Genomic DNA, 17457 nt, shown 5'->3' with positions numbered 1-17457 from the left:
TGAGCGATTAAATGCATTTGGGCAACAATGTTGAAATACAGGAACATATATCATTTGCCGAAAATGACAAGAACATAGTCCGATTACCGATTAAGTGAAGGCCGACTTGGTAAATCCCTTGTTCATCTCAGGCACATGCCAGGTACCCGGATTCAAAGTAGCATCGTCTGCGTGTTTGGTGAATAGCACCCGGTTCTGATGGAGAAGAACAATTTTAATGGATAGTCGATAGTTAGGATAAGGGTTTACCATAGCCGCAGCCTTGCTTCCAGAATCTTAGTCATCTGTTCGACCATTTCTTCTGGTGAATACGGCATGGATTGAACGACCCACCACTCAATCAACCCTGTAAGGGAGAGGGATAAGAATTGAGCCAGCACATCCCTGTGTATACCGGTTTCCAGCTTCATATGGTTCACCACCACGGTCATATTCCCCTCAATCATCTGTGTCATACGGTGTCTGAAAGTCGGAATGCCTTTGTTTGTGATCAAAACACCATAAACAGCTGCATGCTCCTTCAGATACGTGAACGTACGAATCACCAGGTCCCGGGACAGTTCAGTGGCTGTCCCTCCCTCCGGCATACAGCTGTCAGCAAGCATCGTCAGATACGTTTCCACGCTCTGTTCCAGCAGGTCATATTTGTCTGTAAAATGCAAATAGACCGTTCCACGGTTAACATTGGCCCGATCCGCAATCCCTTGAATGGTGATCCTCTCAAAATCCTGCTCCCCCAACAGCCCGATGAACGCTTGCATAATCATTTGTCTTGATCGCACGATGCGTCGATCCATGGTCTTCCCCTCTTTCTTGAACACATCCAGTGTCCGTTGTTCATTTCTCAACAAAAACGGATGCGATTAGCCATTGCGTTTGCCTCAGTCCCAATGATACCTTGATTGTAGTACACAGATGATAGATATTCAACAACTGTTAACTATAAGAGGAGGGGATGAGATTGAACATACTCGTGTACGGCGCAGGTGTGCAGGGAAGCTATCTGGCGCATACCCTAGTACGGGGCTGTCATGACGTGACCGTGTTGGCAAGAGGAAACCGAGCGGAGGAACTGGAAAAGGAAGGGCTGATCATCCGGCACCACCTTCAGCGCAAGACCACCGTCGATTCGGTTCGTGTGATACGTACACTGGAGCCGGATGACGCGTATGACTTGATCTTCGTCGTGATGAAATATTCGGACTTCGGAGCTGTGCTGCCGATCCTCGCAGACAATGATAGCCGCCATATCATACTGGTCGGCAACAATATGGATACCTATGCCATGCGGGATTATTTGAGCAAGCCTGGGCAGTCACCCAAGCAGGTCGCATTTGGATTCCAGACTACCGCTGGTACACGTGCCGACGGAAAAGTCATTTGCATTCGTGGCGGACACGGGCAGATGGTCATCGGAGGATTGGACGGACCCGTTCCTTTCCGATCCCTGCTGGAGCAGGCATTCATGCGAACCAAGTACAAGCTCACTGATCATGATCAGATCGATGCCTGGCTGAAAAATCACATGGTGTTGGTCGTGCCTATGAACATGGTGATTCTGTACCATGGCTTCCAGATGAAACAGGTTATTCGTGATGACAAGCGAATGCGTCAGTTGGTGGCGGCGATGGGGGAGGGCTTCCGCGTACTGGATTCATTGGGGTACCCGCTAACCCCTGCGGGGCAAGCGTCTTGGATTACCGGTTATCCACGCTTAATCTATTGGGCCCTGAAGCTTTTCTTCGCGCTCCCGGTTAGCAGGCTGATTGATGGGACGGCAGTGGAGCTCAAAGCGTTGAATGAGGCATTTGCCGAGTGGAGGGTCAGGTCGGATGTACCTACGCCGAACTGGGATGCGTTGGAGGCTGAATGGCTCACCCAATCATAGTCACTGCTGCAAGCCGAGTGATATGATGGGAAAACTGATGTCGGGAAGTATCAGAGCAGTTGCCGAGACGCACTCGTGGCCTATCTTTCCGGTAAACGGGAACAATCCGGTAGATATGTGGGATAATCTAAGATAATTATGTAACTATATCTTTTAAATCTTGAAAATTACATGGTTATCTTTATAGAACGAGATAATAATGTCACGAAAATTTCTTACTGAAGAAGATAACAATTTATTTTTTTTCCAAGATAAGCTGACAGGATATTTTGCAGACTTATCCGTAATTTTAATATAATTTAACCCTAGTGTTCTACAAATTGAAATAGGGAGTAAAGCCACTCCCTGATTAACCTTTATAATTTCAACCAATAAATAAGAATCGATCTCAAAGGAAATATTTGGGGCGAAGCCGGCTTTCTCACAAAGCATGGTTGTAAAGTCACTATATTCTACATTATTAGCAAGAGTGATAAATGGTTCATTGGCTACATGACTTAATGAAATCTCGTTTTTACCCGTAAGTTTGTGGTTCGAAGGTAAAACCAGAACAATATCTTCATTTACCAGTAAACAACTCTCTAACTCTTCATCTTGAATAGGATGACCTGTTATTCCTAAATCCATGTCTCCTTTTTTTAAACTTGTCAATATTTCGCTTTTGACTCCGAGGGTTTGAAGTATTTTTGATTCAGGAAAACGGGTAACACATTCACTGATGAGTCCTGTAAGGAATCTTGAATTGGAAATTGATATTCTTATGGTGTTAGCAAATTGTTGTTCCTCCGATCTAATTTTCAATTGGGCATTTTCAATCTCCGTAAAAATTCTGTTAACGTGTTTCAAAAGAATTTTTCCTGACGAACTCAGTTGGATATTTCTTCCTTTCCTCTCAAATAGTGTTGTTCCTAATTCTTCTTCAAGTCTTTTAATAGTCAGGCTTAAAGAGGGCTGAGCAATATTCAATTGTTTGGCTGCATTAGTAAAATGCTCGGTATAAGCAACTGTCTGAAAGTATTTGAGTTGAAGCAACTCCATTTAGCTTGGCTCCTTATTTATTATGATAAATATATACATACATTATTATGTATTAGTTTAAATGTAAATATAGATATAAGATAATGTCATCAAGTGAAGTGAGCAAGATCAAACTCAAGCGACATATAATAAATAGTACAAAATTTGAGCAGGAAAGGAATGTGCTTTCTATGAGAATTGATGTAAATAACACTTTTAAAAATTTCAATACACCATTAACAGCACCAGCATATTCGGTGCCAACCTATAAATTTGTTAATCGTGAATATCTTAACATTATTTACCGAACGGATGAAAAAGCTTTACGGGCAGCAGTGCCGGAACCCCTAGAAATCGGTGATCCCTTGGTTAAATTTGAAGTGATGTGGATGCCCGATGTTTCCGGACTAGGTGCTTATACTGAGGCTGGACAAGTAATTCCTGTCCGATTTAATGGTGAGGACGGAGATTATGTGCATTCGATGTACGTTGATAACTTTCCAGCGATTGCAAGTGGTCGGGAGCTAACTGCATATCCGAAAAAGTTAGGTGCTCCCAAGCTTTATGTAGATTCAGATACTCTTGTTGGCACACTTGATTACGGTACACTTCGCGTTGCAACAGTCACCATGGGGTACAAGCATTTTGAGATGGATAAGGAACTAGCTAAAAATGAAATTTGCCGACCTAACTTTATGGTTAAGATTGCTACTGATTACAATGGAGAATTAAGAATTTGCGACTTGGTACGAACACAAATAACGAATATAGAGGTTAAAGGGGCTTGGACAGGTCCTGCTCGACTTCAATTATTTGAGCATGCTCTGGCACCTCTTGCAGATTTGCCTGTATTAGAAGTCGTTTCAGCATCTCATATCCTTACGGATTTAACCTTAAATGCTGCACAACCTGTATACAACTACTTAGAGGAAAAATAAGGAGGACTTTGAGATGAGAATTGCAGTTTTAGGAGCGGGGTCTTTAGGAACCATAGTTGGAGCGTATCTTGCTGCTGGCGGAATGGATGTTGAGTTGATTGATGCATACAAAGCACATGTAGATACTTTAAATCAAATAGGTGCTAAAGTAGTGGGTACGACAGAATTTCAAGCAAAGGTAAAAGCCATTATCCCTGAACACAAGTCAGGCAAGTATGATTTAGTCTTACTGCTAACAAAACAATTATATAACGACTCTGTTCTTAAAGAATTACTTCCTTTTCTAAGGGACGATAGTGTTGTATGTTCTCTACAAAACGGTATACCCGAAAAGAACGTTGCTTCAATTGTTGGCGAAGAACGTGTAATTGCAGGTTCTGTTGAATTTGGTGCTACGTTTATTGAGCCAGGCGTATCTAGCCTTACAACTGAGTATACGCAATTTAAAAAGTACGCTTTTCAAATTGGAGAATTAAACGGCGAAGTCACAGAAAGAATACAACGTATTAAATCGGCTTTAGACCTTGTCGGCGGAACACACATTTCCGATAACTTAGTTGGCACGAAGTGGTCAAAATTACTGATCAATAATGCATTCAGTGGTTTATCTGCAGCATTAAATGGAGCATATGGAGACATTCTTGACAATGAAATTAGCATTGTTTGTGCAGTTCATATCGCAGATGAAACGATCAAGCTTGGACACGTAAATGGTGTCAAATTTGCTAAAATGGGTGGATTCGATATAGAATCTTTGGAATTAAGAAGAGAAAATGATATTCCTGAACGTGTCCAAACCTTTAGGGTGGTCATGGAACCGTCCAGGCTGCTAAAAGCAAGTATGCTTCAGGATCTTGAGAAGAAACGTAAAACTGAAATTGATTACATTAATGGTGTGGTTCCCAAAATGGCAGAAGGGACAGGTATTTCAACACCATTTAATGATTTAGTTGTAGCCCAAGTCAAATCTGCAGAAGAATCTCAAACTGTGCCTGATTTTGATACAAATCTAAAAGCTTTTAAAGAGTTATTGAATATCCAATAAGAAACAAGATGCATGGGGAGGAGAGAAAGGGAGTGCTTCGGTATTCCCTATCATAATAAAGAAAGCTTTTTAACGAATTTATGGAACAAAAACCCAATAGAAAATGCTCAACCTTATGTTCTACCAGATAATATACCTCGATCGAGGGCTTACCCTAAGATAAAACGCAATTTAAGTTTCGGATCCAGTTTTCAGGGTGTAACCTTGAAGGTAGAATTACATTGTAATGTCATGTTTGGTGGTGATAGCGGAGGGGTTCCACACGTACCCATCCCGAACACGACGGTTAAGTGGGTTTGATTCCCATCACCCGCTTATGTAGAAATGAAAAAGGAGAGACGGCTTTTTTACGCCATCTCTTCTTTTTTACTTTTAAACTATCATGTCCCGTTAGCTTAGAAAACTAACGAACTACGTAATCACTATAGCAAACCTAATTAATTTCAAAAAAATAAATTTTATCAAGTTGTAGTTTGTAAATGTAAGTACTACAATTAGATACAAGAAATGCAAATTAGAATTAAAATATTCTATTAAAGGAGGTGATGATTTTGAATTGGAGTAGGTTCAGGAAGCAGGCTACTACATGTTTATACCATTTTATTGTTTTGGCATAATAGACAATTAATTTTTAAAGAGGAGGCCTTTCTTTGAAAAAATTAGGTGTGGTATGTAAAATAGTTCTGATACTTGTATTCTTAACGTCTTTAACACCGACCTTTGGCCAACATGTAGATGCATGGTCAGGTATGCCTATGGGAAAGCTTCATGTCAGGGGCAATCAATTGGTGAACAGCAGCGGAAAACCTATTGTTTTGAGTGGCTGGCATCAACCGTCTGGCGCATACTGGACTTATCAAAACAGTAATTATTATCTCAATTTGAATGGTAATAATCGTCATGCAGCCATTTTGGCCTATTTGAAGGATATCACCAACACCTTTACAGACACCAGACCAAAGTATGGAAGCAACCACGGCTGGTATATGAATCAGGTTCGATTGTTTATTGATCGCCAGGATATGGGAGATGTGGCCGCAGGTTCATACAACTTTTCAGGTTTACAAGCAGCTACACAAAATGTGATTATACCATATATCAATTATGCGAAAACAAAGGGTATTTATGTGACTCTTGGTCTTGATTTTACTTTGGCTAACGACCAGGCTACCACACAATCCAATTTGGACAAATTCAATCAAATATGGGGGTATCTTGCCTCGCAGCCAGCTATTAAGAGCGCGGATAACGTCATGTTTGAACTGATCAATGAGCCCATTAAGTCGTATGCGAATGGGCATTGGGGGGGCTATGCCGGCGAAAATGATTTTGTTGACCATTGGAATGATCTGAGAAGATTCCAAAACTCTATCATTTCCACGATTAGAAGTAAAGGAGCGGATAATGTTATATGGGCTGCGGGGCTTGGATACGACCAATTTTACAGTCCGGCAGCAAAACACCCGCTGATAGACCCATTGAACAACTACGGCTATGCTGTCCACTGGTATCCGGGCTACGGAGCACATGATGACAAGGACAAGCTACAATCGCAATGGAATTCCAACATTAAGGCGGCAGCTCAAGCCTATCCAATAAATATTACAGAGTTTACCTGGTTCAAAACTCAGCCCGGCGACTCAGAGTATTGGAACTTGTTTAACGGCTCTAATGATGGATTTGGGAAAAACACGAAGTCGATTTTTACAGCAGCTGGTAATGTCAGCATGACCGCACACATGAATGGATTTCTGCTGGAAGCAGGAGCAAGGAGTTCATTTGCAGACCCAACGGCTGGGTTAAAGTGGGATGGGGATACCCGACGTCAGGCGATGGCCCGTTTCTTGTTTGACTGGTACTATGAACGTGCACGGACCTATCCAAGAGTACTACTCCAGAACAGTGAATCAGCAGAGGAGAATGGGCCTGCGACTGCACCGACTGATGTGCTTACAGATACATACACTACTGTACCGACTGACGCACAATCAGAATGATGTTAATAATTTTAACGCTGATACTTACGAATGACCTCGAATCTCTCATCTAAACTGAATTTAGACAAAAAAACTGCACCCCTTTGTTAGTCGTGTCTGACAAAGGGGTGCAGTTCACTTCCCATCTATTTTTTTCAACTCATTTCTTGACCCACAAAATATCTATATATAAACACTTCCACGAATAACAAACACAGTTTATAAGACAAGAGGGAATGTCCGAAACACCGATAACAGTTTGTTCCTCTCAACTCGATATGAAGGTGATAGGGGCTGACGGCTTACCAGCTTTATTGAGTTCAAGGATGGCCTGACAGCGGTGAATTAAGTAGATACAACCAATCGAAGAACTATTTAAATCAAGTGAAAACTGCAAATTACACAAAGCTAACGAAGCGAAAGTGGGGAGGATTGAGCATTTTATATGATTTGTAAATTGCCTCTTATAAAATTTCCTGCTATACTTTTCGCAGGTTATATGTGATTGGGGGTTTTGTTGATGGCAATGCTGGATTGCTCATTAGCTAGGAAGTCCTCATGCAAAGCCTGACCTAGGGCGATACTTTGCGTGGGGTGCGATAGAATAGATTCGATCGCCCGAACTTAACTTTATCGTTTCTAATAACGGGCTTTGCACCTTATGATCATTCACGAAAATAAGGGGCTGAAGAGCTATGAGTACACCATTTATTAGAAACCATCAATATAACATAATTAAGAAACAAGCGGAATTTCTTCAGAATACACTGCGAACCGTCGCGGATCGAAGCGTCTTGGAGACCGTAAGGTATCGTGCTGCAGCGAGCATTATTGAAGCATTTCCATATCTGACAGGGGATCAGCAGCAGATGCTGGAGCAAATATCGACCTTCGAGACGACATATGATTTCCAGAAATATCTTAGTACATTAGAAGCATACCTGGAACCATACCCACCGATTACGCTGAAGCAGATTCAGAAACTGTTCCCTAAAAATAAGAAACTGAAAGTACCTGATTTACGATCCGTTGACTTTCGATATTTGACGTATCTGAGCTGGGTAGATATTGCCACAAATAAATTATTCATTGTATATCCGTTCGAAGGACAGTTCATTGGCATAGAGGGAAGAATCACACCGACCCACAAAAAATGATACTGCCTGTTTTGCAATCGGCATCAGGAGCTTGAATTCTTCACGGTTAGAACCAATCCTTCGAGCGCTTCGCCGGACCATTTTTCTGCCATTGGCCAATACGTGTGTAAGGAGAGCCGAGGATGCAATCAGTGCATTACTGATACAGGAGCGCTGGAGAAATTCATCTTCACTGTCCTCAAATAACTGACTAGAAACAGGTTGCCCTTTCAAAGGCAGCCTGTTTTGCTCTGCTTTCAATTAAATGTGATTACATCGACGACAAATTTCATATCATCCAGATAGCGATCCAAGGAAGTCATATTTAGCCGTAAATCACTATATATCAATGATTTGATTGAAATTTTGAATATTAGAGAAGTTCCCAGTAATCAGCAAAAAATAAAAGTGTGTTAACAATAGAATATAAAAATGTTGATTTCAAATATCCTAATAGTAGAAACAATACTTTAAAAAATATTAATATAAAAATAAGTAAAGAGGGTAGTACTAGCATAGCTGACACTACCCGCAAAGTAGATGGAATGTTTATAGAACTTCATGAAGCGAATTGCCACCTAAATGAGAACGCATGCAAATAAGCGCCGAACTATGCGGCGCTTATTTGTCGTTTCCGATCTTAAGTGTCATTTCGATTTGATCGTAGGGTCATCCGCTTTTTGACGCTTTCAAGCCATCAATGTAAAGTCTGCGAATTCCTTTCAAAATTTGTTTCGTCGAAAGTTCTTCATCTTTTAAATGAAAATCGATGTTGTGGAGAGTTGCCAATAAAGCTTCTACGGTGTATACAATGTCAACGTCCGAAACATCTCCTTTTGCTGAAGCCTCGCTATATAAATATCTACATGTTGTACGCATCCATTGACATAGCGGCGAATGAAGTGGGCGATGTCCGGTAGATGCGCGGCTGACGGCGCAAAGCCAGGGGACTTTCGACTCCAAAAAGGAAACATAGCTCACGATGACTTGATAAAGTTGTTCCAAAGGAATAACATCCTTGGATTGGCCGAGGTAGGCCTGAACTTCGTCGAATAATGGTTGACACTCTTCGCTGACAATTTCCAAACAAATGTCGCCTTTCAGGGGATACCGGCGGTACAAGGTTGCTTGTCCAACTCCTGCCGCTTTAGCGATCTGATGCATATTGACGTTCTCCACGCCTTGTTCTATAAAAAGCTCTCTTGCCGCTTCTAATATCCGTCTTCGGTTAACTCCCTCCCTAGGGATCTTGGGGGATTCCAGTGTGATTTTATCTTTCATAGGGATATTCTCCTAGCAATTTGATTTCAACTAAATAGGACAACGTGTCCCTTCATAATTATAATAATTTTTAAATGGAAGGCAAACTCAATAGTGGTTTATCATAATTCTGAATTGACATGCGGACAAATTGTCCGTTAATATTATATAAAGAAACGGACAATTTGTCCGTATTCCTAATAAGTGAAACATATCCATTGGAAGAAAAGGGTGGGGAGTTGAAGCGGATGAATGAACGTGTCTCCGAACTCACGTATGCGACCATCAATGAGTTGGCTTTTATGATTCATGCCGGGGAGGTATCCCCGGTCGAAATTACGGAACAAGTCCTACATCGAATTCAGCGGTTGAATCCGAAGTTAAACGCTTTCGTTACTCTAACTGCCGAATTGGCGATTGAACAGGCTAAGCAAGCGGAACATGATATTATGCATGGCCGGTACAAAGGACCGCTTCACGGAATTCCTATTGTGCATAAGGATCTTTATTATACGAAAGGCATCAGGACAACAGCAAGCTCGAAAATATTGAAGGATTTCGTTCCTGATTATGACTCTACCGTTGTCGCTAAACTGCATGAAGCAGGGACAATTTTGCTCGGCAAAGTGCAAACTCACGAATTCGCGGCTGGGATGACTACAAGCAGTCCGCATTTTGGTCCTTGCCGCAATCCGTGGAATCTTGAGCTTGTACCGGGGGGATCAAGCGGTGGCTCCGCATCTGCCCTTGCATCCGGAATGGCATATTTGGCTACGGGCACTGACACCGGAGGATCGATTCGCATACCGGCTGCTTGTTGCGGCGTTGTCGGAATGAAGCCGACCTATGGCCGTATTAGCAAATATGGCATAATGCCAATGGCTTGGTCGCTCGATCATCCAGGACCGTTAGCCCGAAGCGTCCTGGATGCATCTCTATGCCTGGATGTAATGTCTGGCTTCGATGCGAAGGACGTCTCAACAGTCGACCTGCCCCCTCCTGGCATCAAGCTGTATCCTGAAGGGCTTAAGGGCGTTCGTATCGGATTGCCGACGAATTATTATTATGATGGCCTGGAGCCGCAGGTCGAAGCGGCGCTGCAATCGGCTATCCATACTTTCCGTGAGCTTGGAGCCGAGCTGATCGAAGTTGAATTTCCGCTGATCAAGCATGTTCCCGAGGCGACAATGGCCATTATGATGGCGGAGATGTACTCCATCCACGAGAAATGGATGGAAAAGAAATCTGATGATTACGGGCAGGATGTGCGGATGTTTCTTGAAAGCAGCAAAGATATTCCCGCCTCGATTTATTTACAATCTCAGCGGGCTCGGCAGTTGGTAACCGATGACTTCCTAAACGCGATGTCCGGAATTGATGTATTGTTGACTCCGGCAACGCCAAACACTGCTCCCTACTCGGACGATCAAGCGGGAGCGCTCCGTTTGACGACGTTTACGCTTCCAACAAATTTGACCGGAATGCCTAGTCTATCAATGCCATGCGGCTTTTCTCCTTTCGGTCTGCCAGTTAACATGCAGTTGATAGGCCGTCACTTCGAAGAGGCTGAAGTCCTTGGCATCGGCTATGCCTATGAACTTGCTACGGATTGGCATAAAAGACATCCCCAGTTATGAAGGAGAAAAATTGAATGACTACTAAGCAACCTGACTCTGTTCGCAACCCTGAAGCATTGAACGAAACAAATATCATTGCAAGGGAAGAAGAAACTAAACCCTATCTTCAGTTTTTCCCCGGGATCGCTAGTCTTAAGGAGTTGAATTTGACAGGTATAGAACCAATATTGCCTCCTGCTTACAAGAGGAGGCCTAGTCGGGATTTAATTTTGGAGTAACCGAATATTCAGAATGGAATACAATGATGACGAAATGAGGATGCGCGAATGACTGTGAAAAAACTATTTTTTTTACCAGCTGGTTATTGTTATCTTGATCAATCTGCGGTGAATCGCAATCTCACGCCAGGTTCTTTAGTCAAAATGCCGATATGGACTTTTCTATTAGAAACGACCGATGGACCGATTTTAATCGATACGGGCATGCCGGATTCTTTTATTAATAATCCCGATTATTACAAAGGAACCAGAAGGGAGGGACGGGTTGTCCCTGCCATGACCGAAAATGACAGTATATTGGCCATATTAAAGCGTGCTGGTTACAGGGCGGACGATATTCAGCTCCTTATCAGTTCCCATTTGCACCTTGATCATGCCGGAGGAAACGGGCATTTCCGAAACACGCCAATTCTTATTCAGCGCGCGGAATATGACGCGGCCATGTCGAATGACGACTATTCACCTCAAGAATGCAGAATGCCTAACTTGAAGTACCAAATCATCAGCGGGGATTATGAAGTGGCGCCAGGAATTAGCATATTTTCAACACCAGGCCATTCTCCGGGGCATCAATCAGTTCTAGTAACAACGGAGACTTCCGGTCCTATCCTGCTAACAATCGATGTATCATATACTAGGGAGAACTTTGAAAATGAAGTCCCATTCCTATCATCAGACCCAGAGCTATCCGCAAAATCGATCAAACGAATGCAAGAACTAATAAAGGCAGTTCGGCCTTCGGCTGTTTTTTTCGGGCACGATGAAGTTCAAGCTAAAAAATGTCGTGTATTTCCTAACTTTTCATAATTAGAAATAGAAATGTGAGGAGGACATAGCCCAGTGGCGAAGCACGGGAATGTCCTATTTTATTGAATACGAGATTATGCTAGGCGGACGATCAACAAAACTTAATTTTAGTTGGTGCTTAAGTTTCGGCGTAATTGACATGTAGAATGTCACTTCCTGCTAGTTTTACAGAATTGTTATGACGTTTGTTCTCATTAACTCAGAAGGGGATAAACTTTGTATTTGTATACTTAGTACCTAGACTGGGATGATACACGTAACCGAGGAAGAATATAAAAACTCTAATAAAAAATGAAAAAACATGCAGAAGCGGCAGCCGATCGGCTGCCGTTGCTTTAGTGTTTCGTTGTATACTGTGACCTTTATTGAAAAGGGAAATGCCATTTACTTTACAGAATATAATTACCGATTAAAAACTTCTTTCTAGCAAGGTGCCAACTTGCGTGGCCATGACTTGCGGTGAATAGGGCATTCCATTTCGAATCCACCATTCAATGACCCCTACATAAATTGATTTCAAGTATAAATAATATTAGAGTTATATCATAAAAATACCAACTTCAATGTAAACTTGACCCCTGTCATAATAATCTGAGTACTGGTTCATTCTCAGTCTTATATAAGCTGGGGGCTTTTGTTTTAAGGGAGGAATTAAATTGTTAAATGATTATGAAAGAGAAGGAATATTTAAAGCCATTTTTGAAAGGAGAGATATACGATCATTTAATGGAAAACCCATATCCAAAGATAAATTAAACAACATATTAATGGCTGGTCATCATGCACCTTCCGTTGGTTTTATGCAACCTTGGGATTTTATTATAGTTGACTCTCAAGAAGTTAAAGAACGATTGGCGCATGCATGTCATAAAGAAATTAAGGCCTTGTCCATACACTATGAAGATGAAAAAAAGAAAAGATTTCTCTCGTTAAAATTAGAGGGTATAAGGGAAGCACCTATAACGATCTGTATTACATGTGATCCAACTAGAGGTGGCGGACATGTAATTGGACGAAATTCTATTCCTGAAACAGATATTCTTTCCGTCGCCTGTTGTATCCAAAATATGTGGTTGGCGTCTTATGCAGAAGGAATAGCTATGGGATGGGTGAGTTTTTACAAGAAAACAGACGTACGGGAAATACTAAATATTCCACCACATATTGATCCTATTGCTTTGGTTTCATTAGGTTATACGGAATTTTATCCTACTAAACCAATCCTAGAGCAAGTAAATTGGAGAGACGTCGAAATCTAAATAATCTAATACACCATAATACATGGGAATGATCTGAAATATAGTGAATTTTCCTTTTTGGATATGATGCTCACGGAAACGATTGTTTCATAAGCATCATTAAGCAAGGACAAATGAAAAAGATAAATTTATTCGAGGTTACAAAAGATATAAACGTTTATGCGAACTTTGCATCATTTATAACCTCAGTAAACAAAAATTTTCGTTCAGATAAATAGCTAAATAGGGAACTAGTGCCAATGTCCAACAGGAATATGATGATGGAGTCCACATAGCATTTTCAATTCACTAACATATGTACAAAATACTATATATTCTTTAGTTATAAGTTTGGTTGACGAAGCTATACTAGAACTGTATTCTCATATAATGTGTTACATGATATTGGCGCGTCTCGTTTTTGTTATCGGGAGTGGCCTTTTTTTATTGCCTTAGGACGATTGTTAAGGGGGAAATATGGGGAGCTATTTTCATCAATACTGTCCAGAGGCGACAGTTAGTAAGTACAGACTCATCGTATTTGATGATGAGAAGAAACCATTTATACCTCTCACCGAATATTATCATCAAATTAAAAGGATTGGTGAGAGTTCTGTTATTACGTATATAAATGCTTTGGAGCCTTTTTTCTTCTGGCTAAAACATAAGAGTCAATATCAGGGAAGAATAGTTCAATGGAATGATGAAGCAGCTGCAGTCCAAGTAGCCGTTAGAGATTACTTAATATTGAAGATGGAATGTAAAGTTCGAGGGCGAGACGGTTATGAAGGAATCTACCTAACAAGCAAAAGCTCTAAGACGGTGAACCTGTTCTTAGCTGCGGCTAAAGGGTTTTACAAGTCGATGATATATCTTAAACTATATGCCCATCATAATCCACTAGTCGACATTCACTTCTTAAAGAAATCGGAATGCGGTTTGCAACACCAAATGAGCTTCTGAGTGGACCTGATAACTGGCTCCATCATACGAAGTAATCCCAGATAACAACAAACACAATCCGATGAAAGAAACCGGATTGTGTTTGTTGTGAAGAGTCAATGTATTAGTAGATTCAAAAAGAGCTTTCGCGTCGTCGTTAAGCCTCGGACATACCTGGTGTTGTTTCAACACGGATACGTCCAAGACAGTTTTATGGCTGTGTTGCATCAATATTAAAGATTTTCTTTGAAGAAAACACCTAATTTTTCAATGGCTTTACTCACTGGCTCTGGTCTGTCGTACAGGTCATAGTGGCCTGCCCCTTCTACTACGAACAGACCTTTTTTCTCAGAAGCAGCTCGGTTATAAAGGTCATGACCATCCTTGTATGAACCAAATGCTCCTTGTACACCACCGACAATGATTTCAGTCAGAAGTATTACGGAACAAGCCAATATGGGCCGAAAGACATTCTATCTTCATTATGTAGATAAGTATGATCTGTTAGATAAGATTGTAGATGACCATATTGTGCAATTGCGACAAATATGTGACCAAAAAAAAGATATGGGGATTATAGAGGGTTCGATAATATGGTTCTCTTATTTTGAGCAGCATAAATTGTTTTTCGCTTCTTTGTTTAAAAGTAAAAGCGCTTCATCATTTCGCGGGAAGCTGTTGTCGTTTACTACAGATGAGATAGACAAAAAGCTTCATAAGGATTCACGGCCCCTTATTGATAAGAATGTTTTCTTGAAGTTTTTAGGAACAGCAACCATGGGAGTACTGGAGGCTTATGTACTGGATGAAATAGATAGTGATATTGAAGGTTTAGCAGCGCAAGTAGTGCAATTATATGAGAAACTTATGATCTAAATTGACCTGTTAAATTACATTATTCGCGGTACTGGACGGTGAACTTGTTTGAATCCCGCTAGGCGCATCCGATTTTGATTATAATGCTGCCATAGACCGTTACCGGCTATCCAATTCGACCAAGATTTAACTAGCTAGCCTCCGTCCGATAGCTCATTCATGCGGTCTTTGGGACATCTTGTATTTGAATGGGGAGGACCTGCGGCGGAAGCCACTCATGGAGAGACAGCAATTGCCGCATGACCTTGTTCACGACAAAAATCGAATCAGCAAAATGCCTTTTCGAGAACGATGTCATTACCTTATTCGAGGCGATTAAAGAGCGCTTAAACGTAAAACAGTCCCCACCTGACGATCAGATGGAGACTGTTTTACACTTATTTGGAAAGACCGTTCTGTTTTATGCCAATGGCAGTCGCGCCTATCCGAGACCGCTCTTATTGCGCCGACCACGGTAGTCGAGTTAATCCGCGTATGCGACGGCTCTAATTTCAATCAATTGCTCAGGGAACGCCAGATATGTCACGCCGACTGAGACTGCTGGCAGGCCGGTGGTGTCATACGTATTCCTTGAACAGCCGGATGACCGGTTCGGAATGTTCTTGAGCGTTTGTCAAATAGATCTCCACATAAGCGAGGTTCGACCTCGTGACATCAAATCCCGACAGCACGCGATCAAGATTTTCCAGCGTTTGCCGAGTCTGTGCCTCGATAGGAATTTTGTCATCGTTCATTAGTGGTTGGAAATACTTAGACCAGTGCTACATCAAATTTTAAATCGTTATATTTCAGAACTGTGCTTAAATTTTTTTACCAATGGCTCGAAGGTTCTCCAAATTGGTCTAAACATGCAGTTACACCACAATGGAAGTTATTGAAGAGATGCTTGAAATGAGCTTACCTTCGATAATCTTTAAACTAGATGCAGATTGTAATAAGAAGATGAGCACCGTTCAAATTTACCAAAGAAAGAGCAGAAGAGAAACATTAATGGAGAAAATATGAAGAATAAGCTTTGTAATATGAAATCTTATACACCATCTAAAGTTGCTATGAAAGTATTTGGAAATTCATCAGCGCAAAATAAAATGCTAAAATATTATGTAGATAAATATAAAAACAACTTAGTATTTCAAGCGAGGGGAATAACTCATAAACAAACTTATATAATGTGGCACATCATATAAGAAGTCTTGATGCAAAAGGCATTGAGTCTCCATACAGACATATGTACAAAATACGGGTTTTGTGAATATGTATCAAGAGAAACCTTATCTCTATTTTTGGGCCGAATTTGATTTTTCCCGCAGAGCCCCGTCCTATTCTCCATAACGAATATATTGGGGGGTGTTTTTGCAGTGGTCTCCCATACATTCTAACTCAACTTTCGCAGCATGAAACAAGGCTTGATGTAACTGGTCAAAGTGGCAATCCATTGCTCGAGTTGACGCCGAATAAGAACTGAAATCTTCTTATCGGCTTTTAGGGCTACTTGGTTGATCAAATCCGCAGCTGTTGCAGGGCAACGACCCAATCGAGCGTACCGACTTCGTTGCACAACAAATAAAACATTCTGTCAAAGGAACGCGCATCCGTGCTTTTCCGATGATGCCACGCCAGCAGTATGTATAGGGAAAACACAATCGTCGTGTGGCTGGTCAGCAAATTGCAGGACGGACTGAAGTCAGAACCTCCATTAATTAATTGTTTACATAATCATATCATCAACTCTTCGTCTATCGGATGTTCCCATAGTCCCAGTTTACCCTTCGCTGGAATATAGGGATTCAGCAGACGGAAACCCGCTATTTCCCACGCAAAATAACCTGGGCTGTAATCGCCTAACAGGAAGTCCTCACCCGTCACAACCTTCCCGCAATCCAGAATGGCTGACGTATGATTAGCGTCGATAACTTGATAACAATTTCTAAGCTCGCAAGTAGCAAGGATAACCCCCGTAGGAAGGCTTTGTTCCGTATAGCCATTCTTGGCGAGTAAAGAACGTAGAAGTTCATATTTGCAGGCCTGCTTATCGACTTTCTGGCTTGCATGAATAGCCAACGGTCCGCGGTACCGGGTCTTCCAGGATCTGGTTTCATATAGAGTCTCGCCTTGGACAAGCAGAGTCGCCCATGGTTGAATCATGGATAATACTTTCATTCCTCTACGCTCCATTACTGTCATAATGAATTACTATTCCCCAAACATTCTCGAAACTTTCCATTCCCGCATAAAAAGGACGCATTCCCTCCTTTCGCAATAGACCTTTGGGAACAACCTCTGTTTAGCACGCTCGATTAAGCCTGAATTTCGTTTGCGAGTTGACGCAGACCCTCTTCGAGTGACGTGGTCGCACCTCCGTCCAAGCAGCTTCTGAAGATCATTGCTCTCGATTTCCAATGCGCCATCGCGGATTGCACTCTGAATTCCAACCAGTCGGAACGATCGGTTCAGGTATAACTACGCTGCTCATTATTCT

Annotated in this window: 14 protein-coding genes and 6 pseudogenes; 11 read left to right on the top strand and 9 right to left on the bottom strand. The window is 41.6% G+C overall.

Annotated features, from left to right (window positions below):
- Positions 1-90 precede the first annotated feature (90 nt).
- Both AC5V8P_RS00240 and AC5V8P_RS00235 read right to left on the bottom strand, forming a co-directional pair.
- Positions 91-252 carry a hypothetical protein gene (locus tag AC5V8P_RS00240; RefSeq protein ID WP_155762551.1) on the bottom strand — a complete coding sequence of 54 codons (162 nt, stop codon included), beginning with the start codon at positions 250-252 and terminating at the stop codon, positions 91-93.
- Positions 246-797 carry a TetR/AcrR family transcriptional regulator gene (locus AC5V8P_RS00235; protein WP_081276825.1) on the bottom strand — a complete coding sequence of 184 codons (552 nt, stop codon included), beginning with the start codon at positions 795-797 and terminating at the stop codon, positions 246-248. The genes AC5V8P_RS00240 and AC5V8P_RS00235 overlap by 7 nt, the downstream gene beginning before the upstream one ends.
- Positions 798-961: 164 nt before the next feature.
- On the opposite strand from AC5V8P_RS00235, the gene AC5V8P_RS00230 reads away from it, so the two are divergent.
- Positions 962-1888 (top strand): ketopantoate reductase family protein, encoded by a 927-nt coding sequence (locus AC5V8P_RS00230; RefSeq protein ID WP_064797141.1) that lies wholly within the window; start codon positions 962-964, stop codon positions 1886-1888.
- Positions 1889-2041: 153 nt separating this feature from the next.
- Here AC5V8P_RS00230 and AC5V8P_RS00225 read toward each other — a convergent pair whose 3' ends face one another.
- Positions 2042-2926 carry a LysR family transcriptional regulator gene (locus AC5V8P_RS00225; protein ID WP_064797142.1) on the bottom strand — a complete coding sequence of 295 codons (885 nt, stop codon included), beginning with the start codon at positions 2924-2926 and terminating at the stop codon, positions 2042-2044.
- A 170-nt stretch (positions 2927-3096) separates the two neighbouring features.
- Between AC5V8P_RS00225 and AC5V8P_RS00220 the strand changes: the two genes are divergently transcribed.
- The 4 genes and pseudogenes from AC5V8P_RS00220 (at position 3097) to AC5V8P_RS00205 (ending at position 8207) form a co-directional block, all read left to right on the top strand.
- Positions 3097-3843 carry an acetoacetate decarboxylase gene (locus tag AC5V8P_RS00220; RefSeq protein ID WP_064797143.1) on the top strand — a complete coding sequence of 249 codons (747 nt, stop codon included), beginning with the start codon at positions 3097-3099 and terminating at the stop codon, positions 3841-3843.
- 13 nt (positions 3844-3856) lie between these two features.
- Positions 3857-4888 (top strand): ketopantoate reductase family protein, encoded by a 1032-nt coding sequence (locus AC5V8P_RS00215; protein WP_064797144.1) that lies wholly within the window; start codon positions 3857-3859, stop codon positions 4886-4888.
- Positions 4889-5538: 650 nt separating this feature from the next.
- Complete coding sequence (locus AC5V8P_RS00210) at positions 5539-6885, top strand: cellulase family glycosylhydrolase (protein ID WP_063210412.1); 1347 nt, start codon at positions 5539-5541, stop codon at positions 6883-6885.
- Positions 6886-7559: 674 nt separating this feature from the next.
- Positions 7560-8207, top strand: a pseudogene (locus AC5V8P_RS00205) (FusB/FusC family EF-G-binding protein).
- Between the two features lie 462 nt (positions 8208-8669).
- On the opposite strand, the gene AC5V8P_RS00200 reads toward AC5V8P_RS00205, so the two are convergent.
- On the bottom strand, positions 8670-9281 hold the full coding sequence (locus AC5V8P_RS00200; RefSeq protein ID WP_064797145.1) for a TetR/AcrR family transcriptional regulator: 612 nt from the start codon (positions 9279-9281) through the stop codon (positions 8670-8672).
- 227 nt (positions 9282-9508) lie between these two features.
- On the opposite strand from AC5V8P_RS00200, the gene AC5V8P_RS00195 reads away from it, so the two are divergent.
- From AC5V8P_RS00195 to aiiA, 3 genes are read left to right on the top strand one after another with little or no spacing between them, the layout of a single operon-like run.
- A complete protein-coding gene (locus AC5V8P_RS00195; protein WP_064797146.1) occupies positions 9509-10897 on the top strand; it encodes an Asp-tRNA(Asn)/Glu-tRNA(Gln) amidotransferase GatCAB subunit A in 1389 nt (462 codons plus the stop codon).
- A gap of 14 nt (positions 10898-10911) precedes the next feature.
- Positions 10912-11115, top strand: coding sequence for a hypothetical protein (locus AC5V8P_RS00190; protein ID WP_064797147.1), 204 nt, complete (start codon positions 10912-10914; stop codon positions 11113-11115).
- Positions 11116-11163: 48 nt separating this feature from the next.
- Complete coding sequence (aiiA, locus tag AC5V8P_RS00185) at positions 11164-11922, top strand: quorum-quenching N-acyl homoserine lactonase AiiA (RefSeq protein ID WP_064797148.1); 759 nt, start codon at positions 11164-11166, stop codon at positions 11920-11922.
- Positions 11923-12331: 409 nt separating this feature from the next.
- Here aiiA and AC5V8P_RS00180 read toward each other — a convergent pair.
- A pseudogene (locus AC5V8P_RS00180) lies at positions 12332-12445 on the bottom strand (TetR-like C-terminal domain-containing protein); the annotation flags it as partial.
- 133 nt (positions 12446-12578) lie between these two features.
- Between AC5V8P_RS00180 and bluB the strand changes: the two are divergent.
- A pseudogene (bluB, locus tag AC5V8P_RS00175) lies at positions 12579-13213 on the top strand (5,6-dimethylbenzimidazole synthase).
- A gap of 424 nt (positions 13214-13637) precedes the next feature.
- Positions 13638-14123: a hypothetical protein gene (locus AC5V8P_RS00170; protein ID WP_196771871.1), complete on the top strand. Its 486-nt coding sequence runs from the start codon at positions 13638-13640 to the stop codon at positions 14121-14123.
- Between the two features lie 212 nt (positions 14124-14335).
- On the opposite strand, the pseudogene AC5V8P_RS00165 reads toward AC5V8P_RS00170, so the two are convergent.
- Positions 14336-14530 (bottom strand): annotated as a pseudogene (locus AC5V8P_RS00165) (alpha/beta hydrolase); the annotation flags it as partial.
- A 28-nt stretch (positions 14531-14558) separates the two neighbouring features.
- On the opposite strand from AC5V8P_RS00165, the gene AC5V8P_RS00160 reads away from it, so the two are divergent.
- On the top strand, positions 14559-14978 hold the full coding sequence (locus AC5V8P_RS00160) for a TetR-like C-terminal domain-containing protein (RefSeq protein WP_231116873.1): 420 nt from the start codon (positions 14559-14561) through the stop codon (positions 14976-14978).
- 463 nt (positions 14979-15441) lie between these two features.
- On the opposite strand, the pseudogene AC5V8P_RS00155 reads toward AC5V8P_RS00160, so the two are convergent.
- The 3 genes and pseudogenes from AC5V8P_RS00155 to AC5V8P_RS00145 form a co-directional block, all read right to left on the bottom strand.
- A pseudogene (locus AC5V8P_RS00155) lies at positions 15442-15691 on the bottom strand (RidA family protein); the annotation flags it as partial.
- 667 nt (positions 15692-16358) lie between these two features.
- Positions 16359-16652: pseudogene (locus AC5V8P_RS00150) on the bottom strand (IS4 family transposase); the annotation flags it as partial.
- A gap of 42 nt (positions 16653-16694) precedes the next feature.
- Entirely contained in the window at positions 16695-17138 is a 444-nt protein-coding gene (locus tag AC5V8P_RS00145; RefSeq protein ID WP_063210385.1) for an ASCH domain-containing protein, read from the bottom strand.
- Positions 17139-17457: the final 319 nt, after the last annotated feature.

The sequence above is a fragment of the Paenibacillus sp. N119s genome (genome assembly GCF_059447605.1).
Note: the sequence above shows the minus strand (reverse complement) of the source record. Positions and strands in the feature narration are given on the sequence as shown.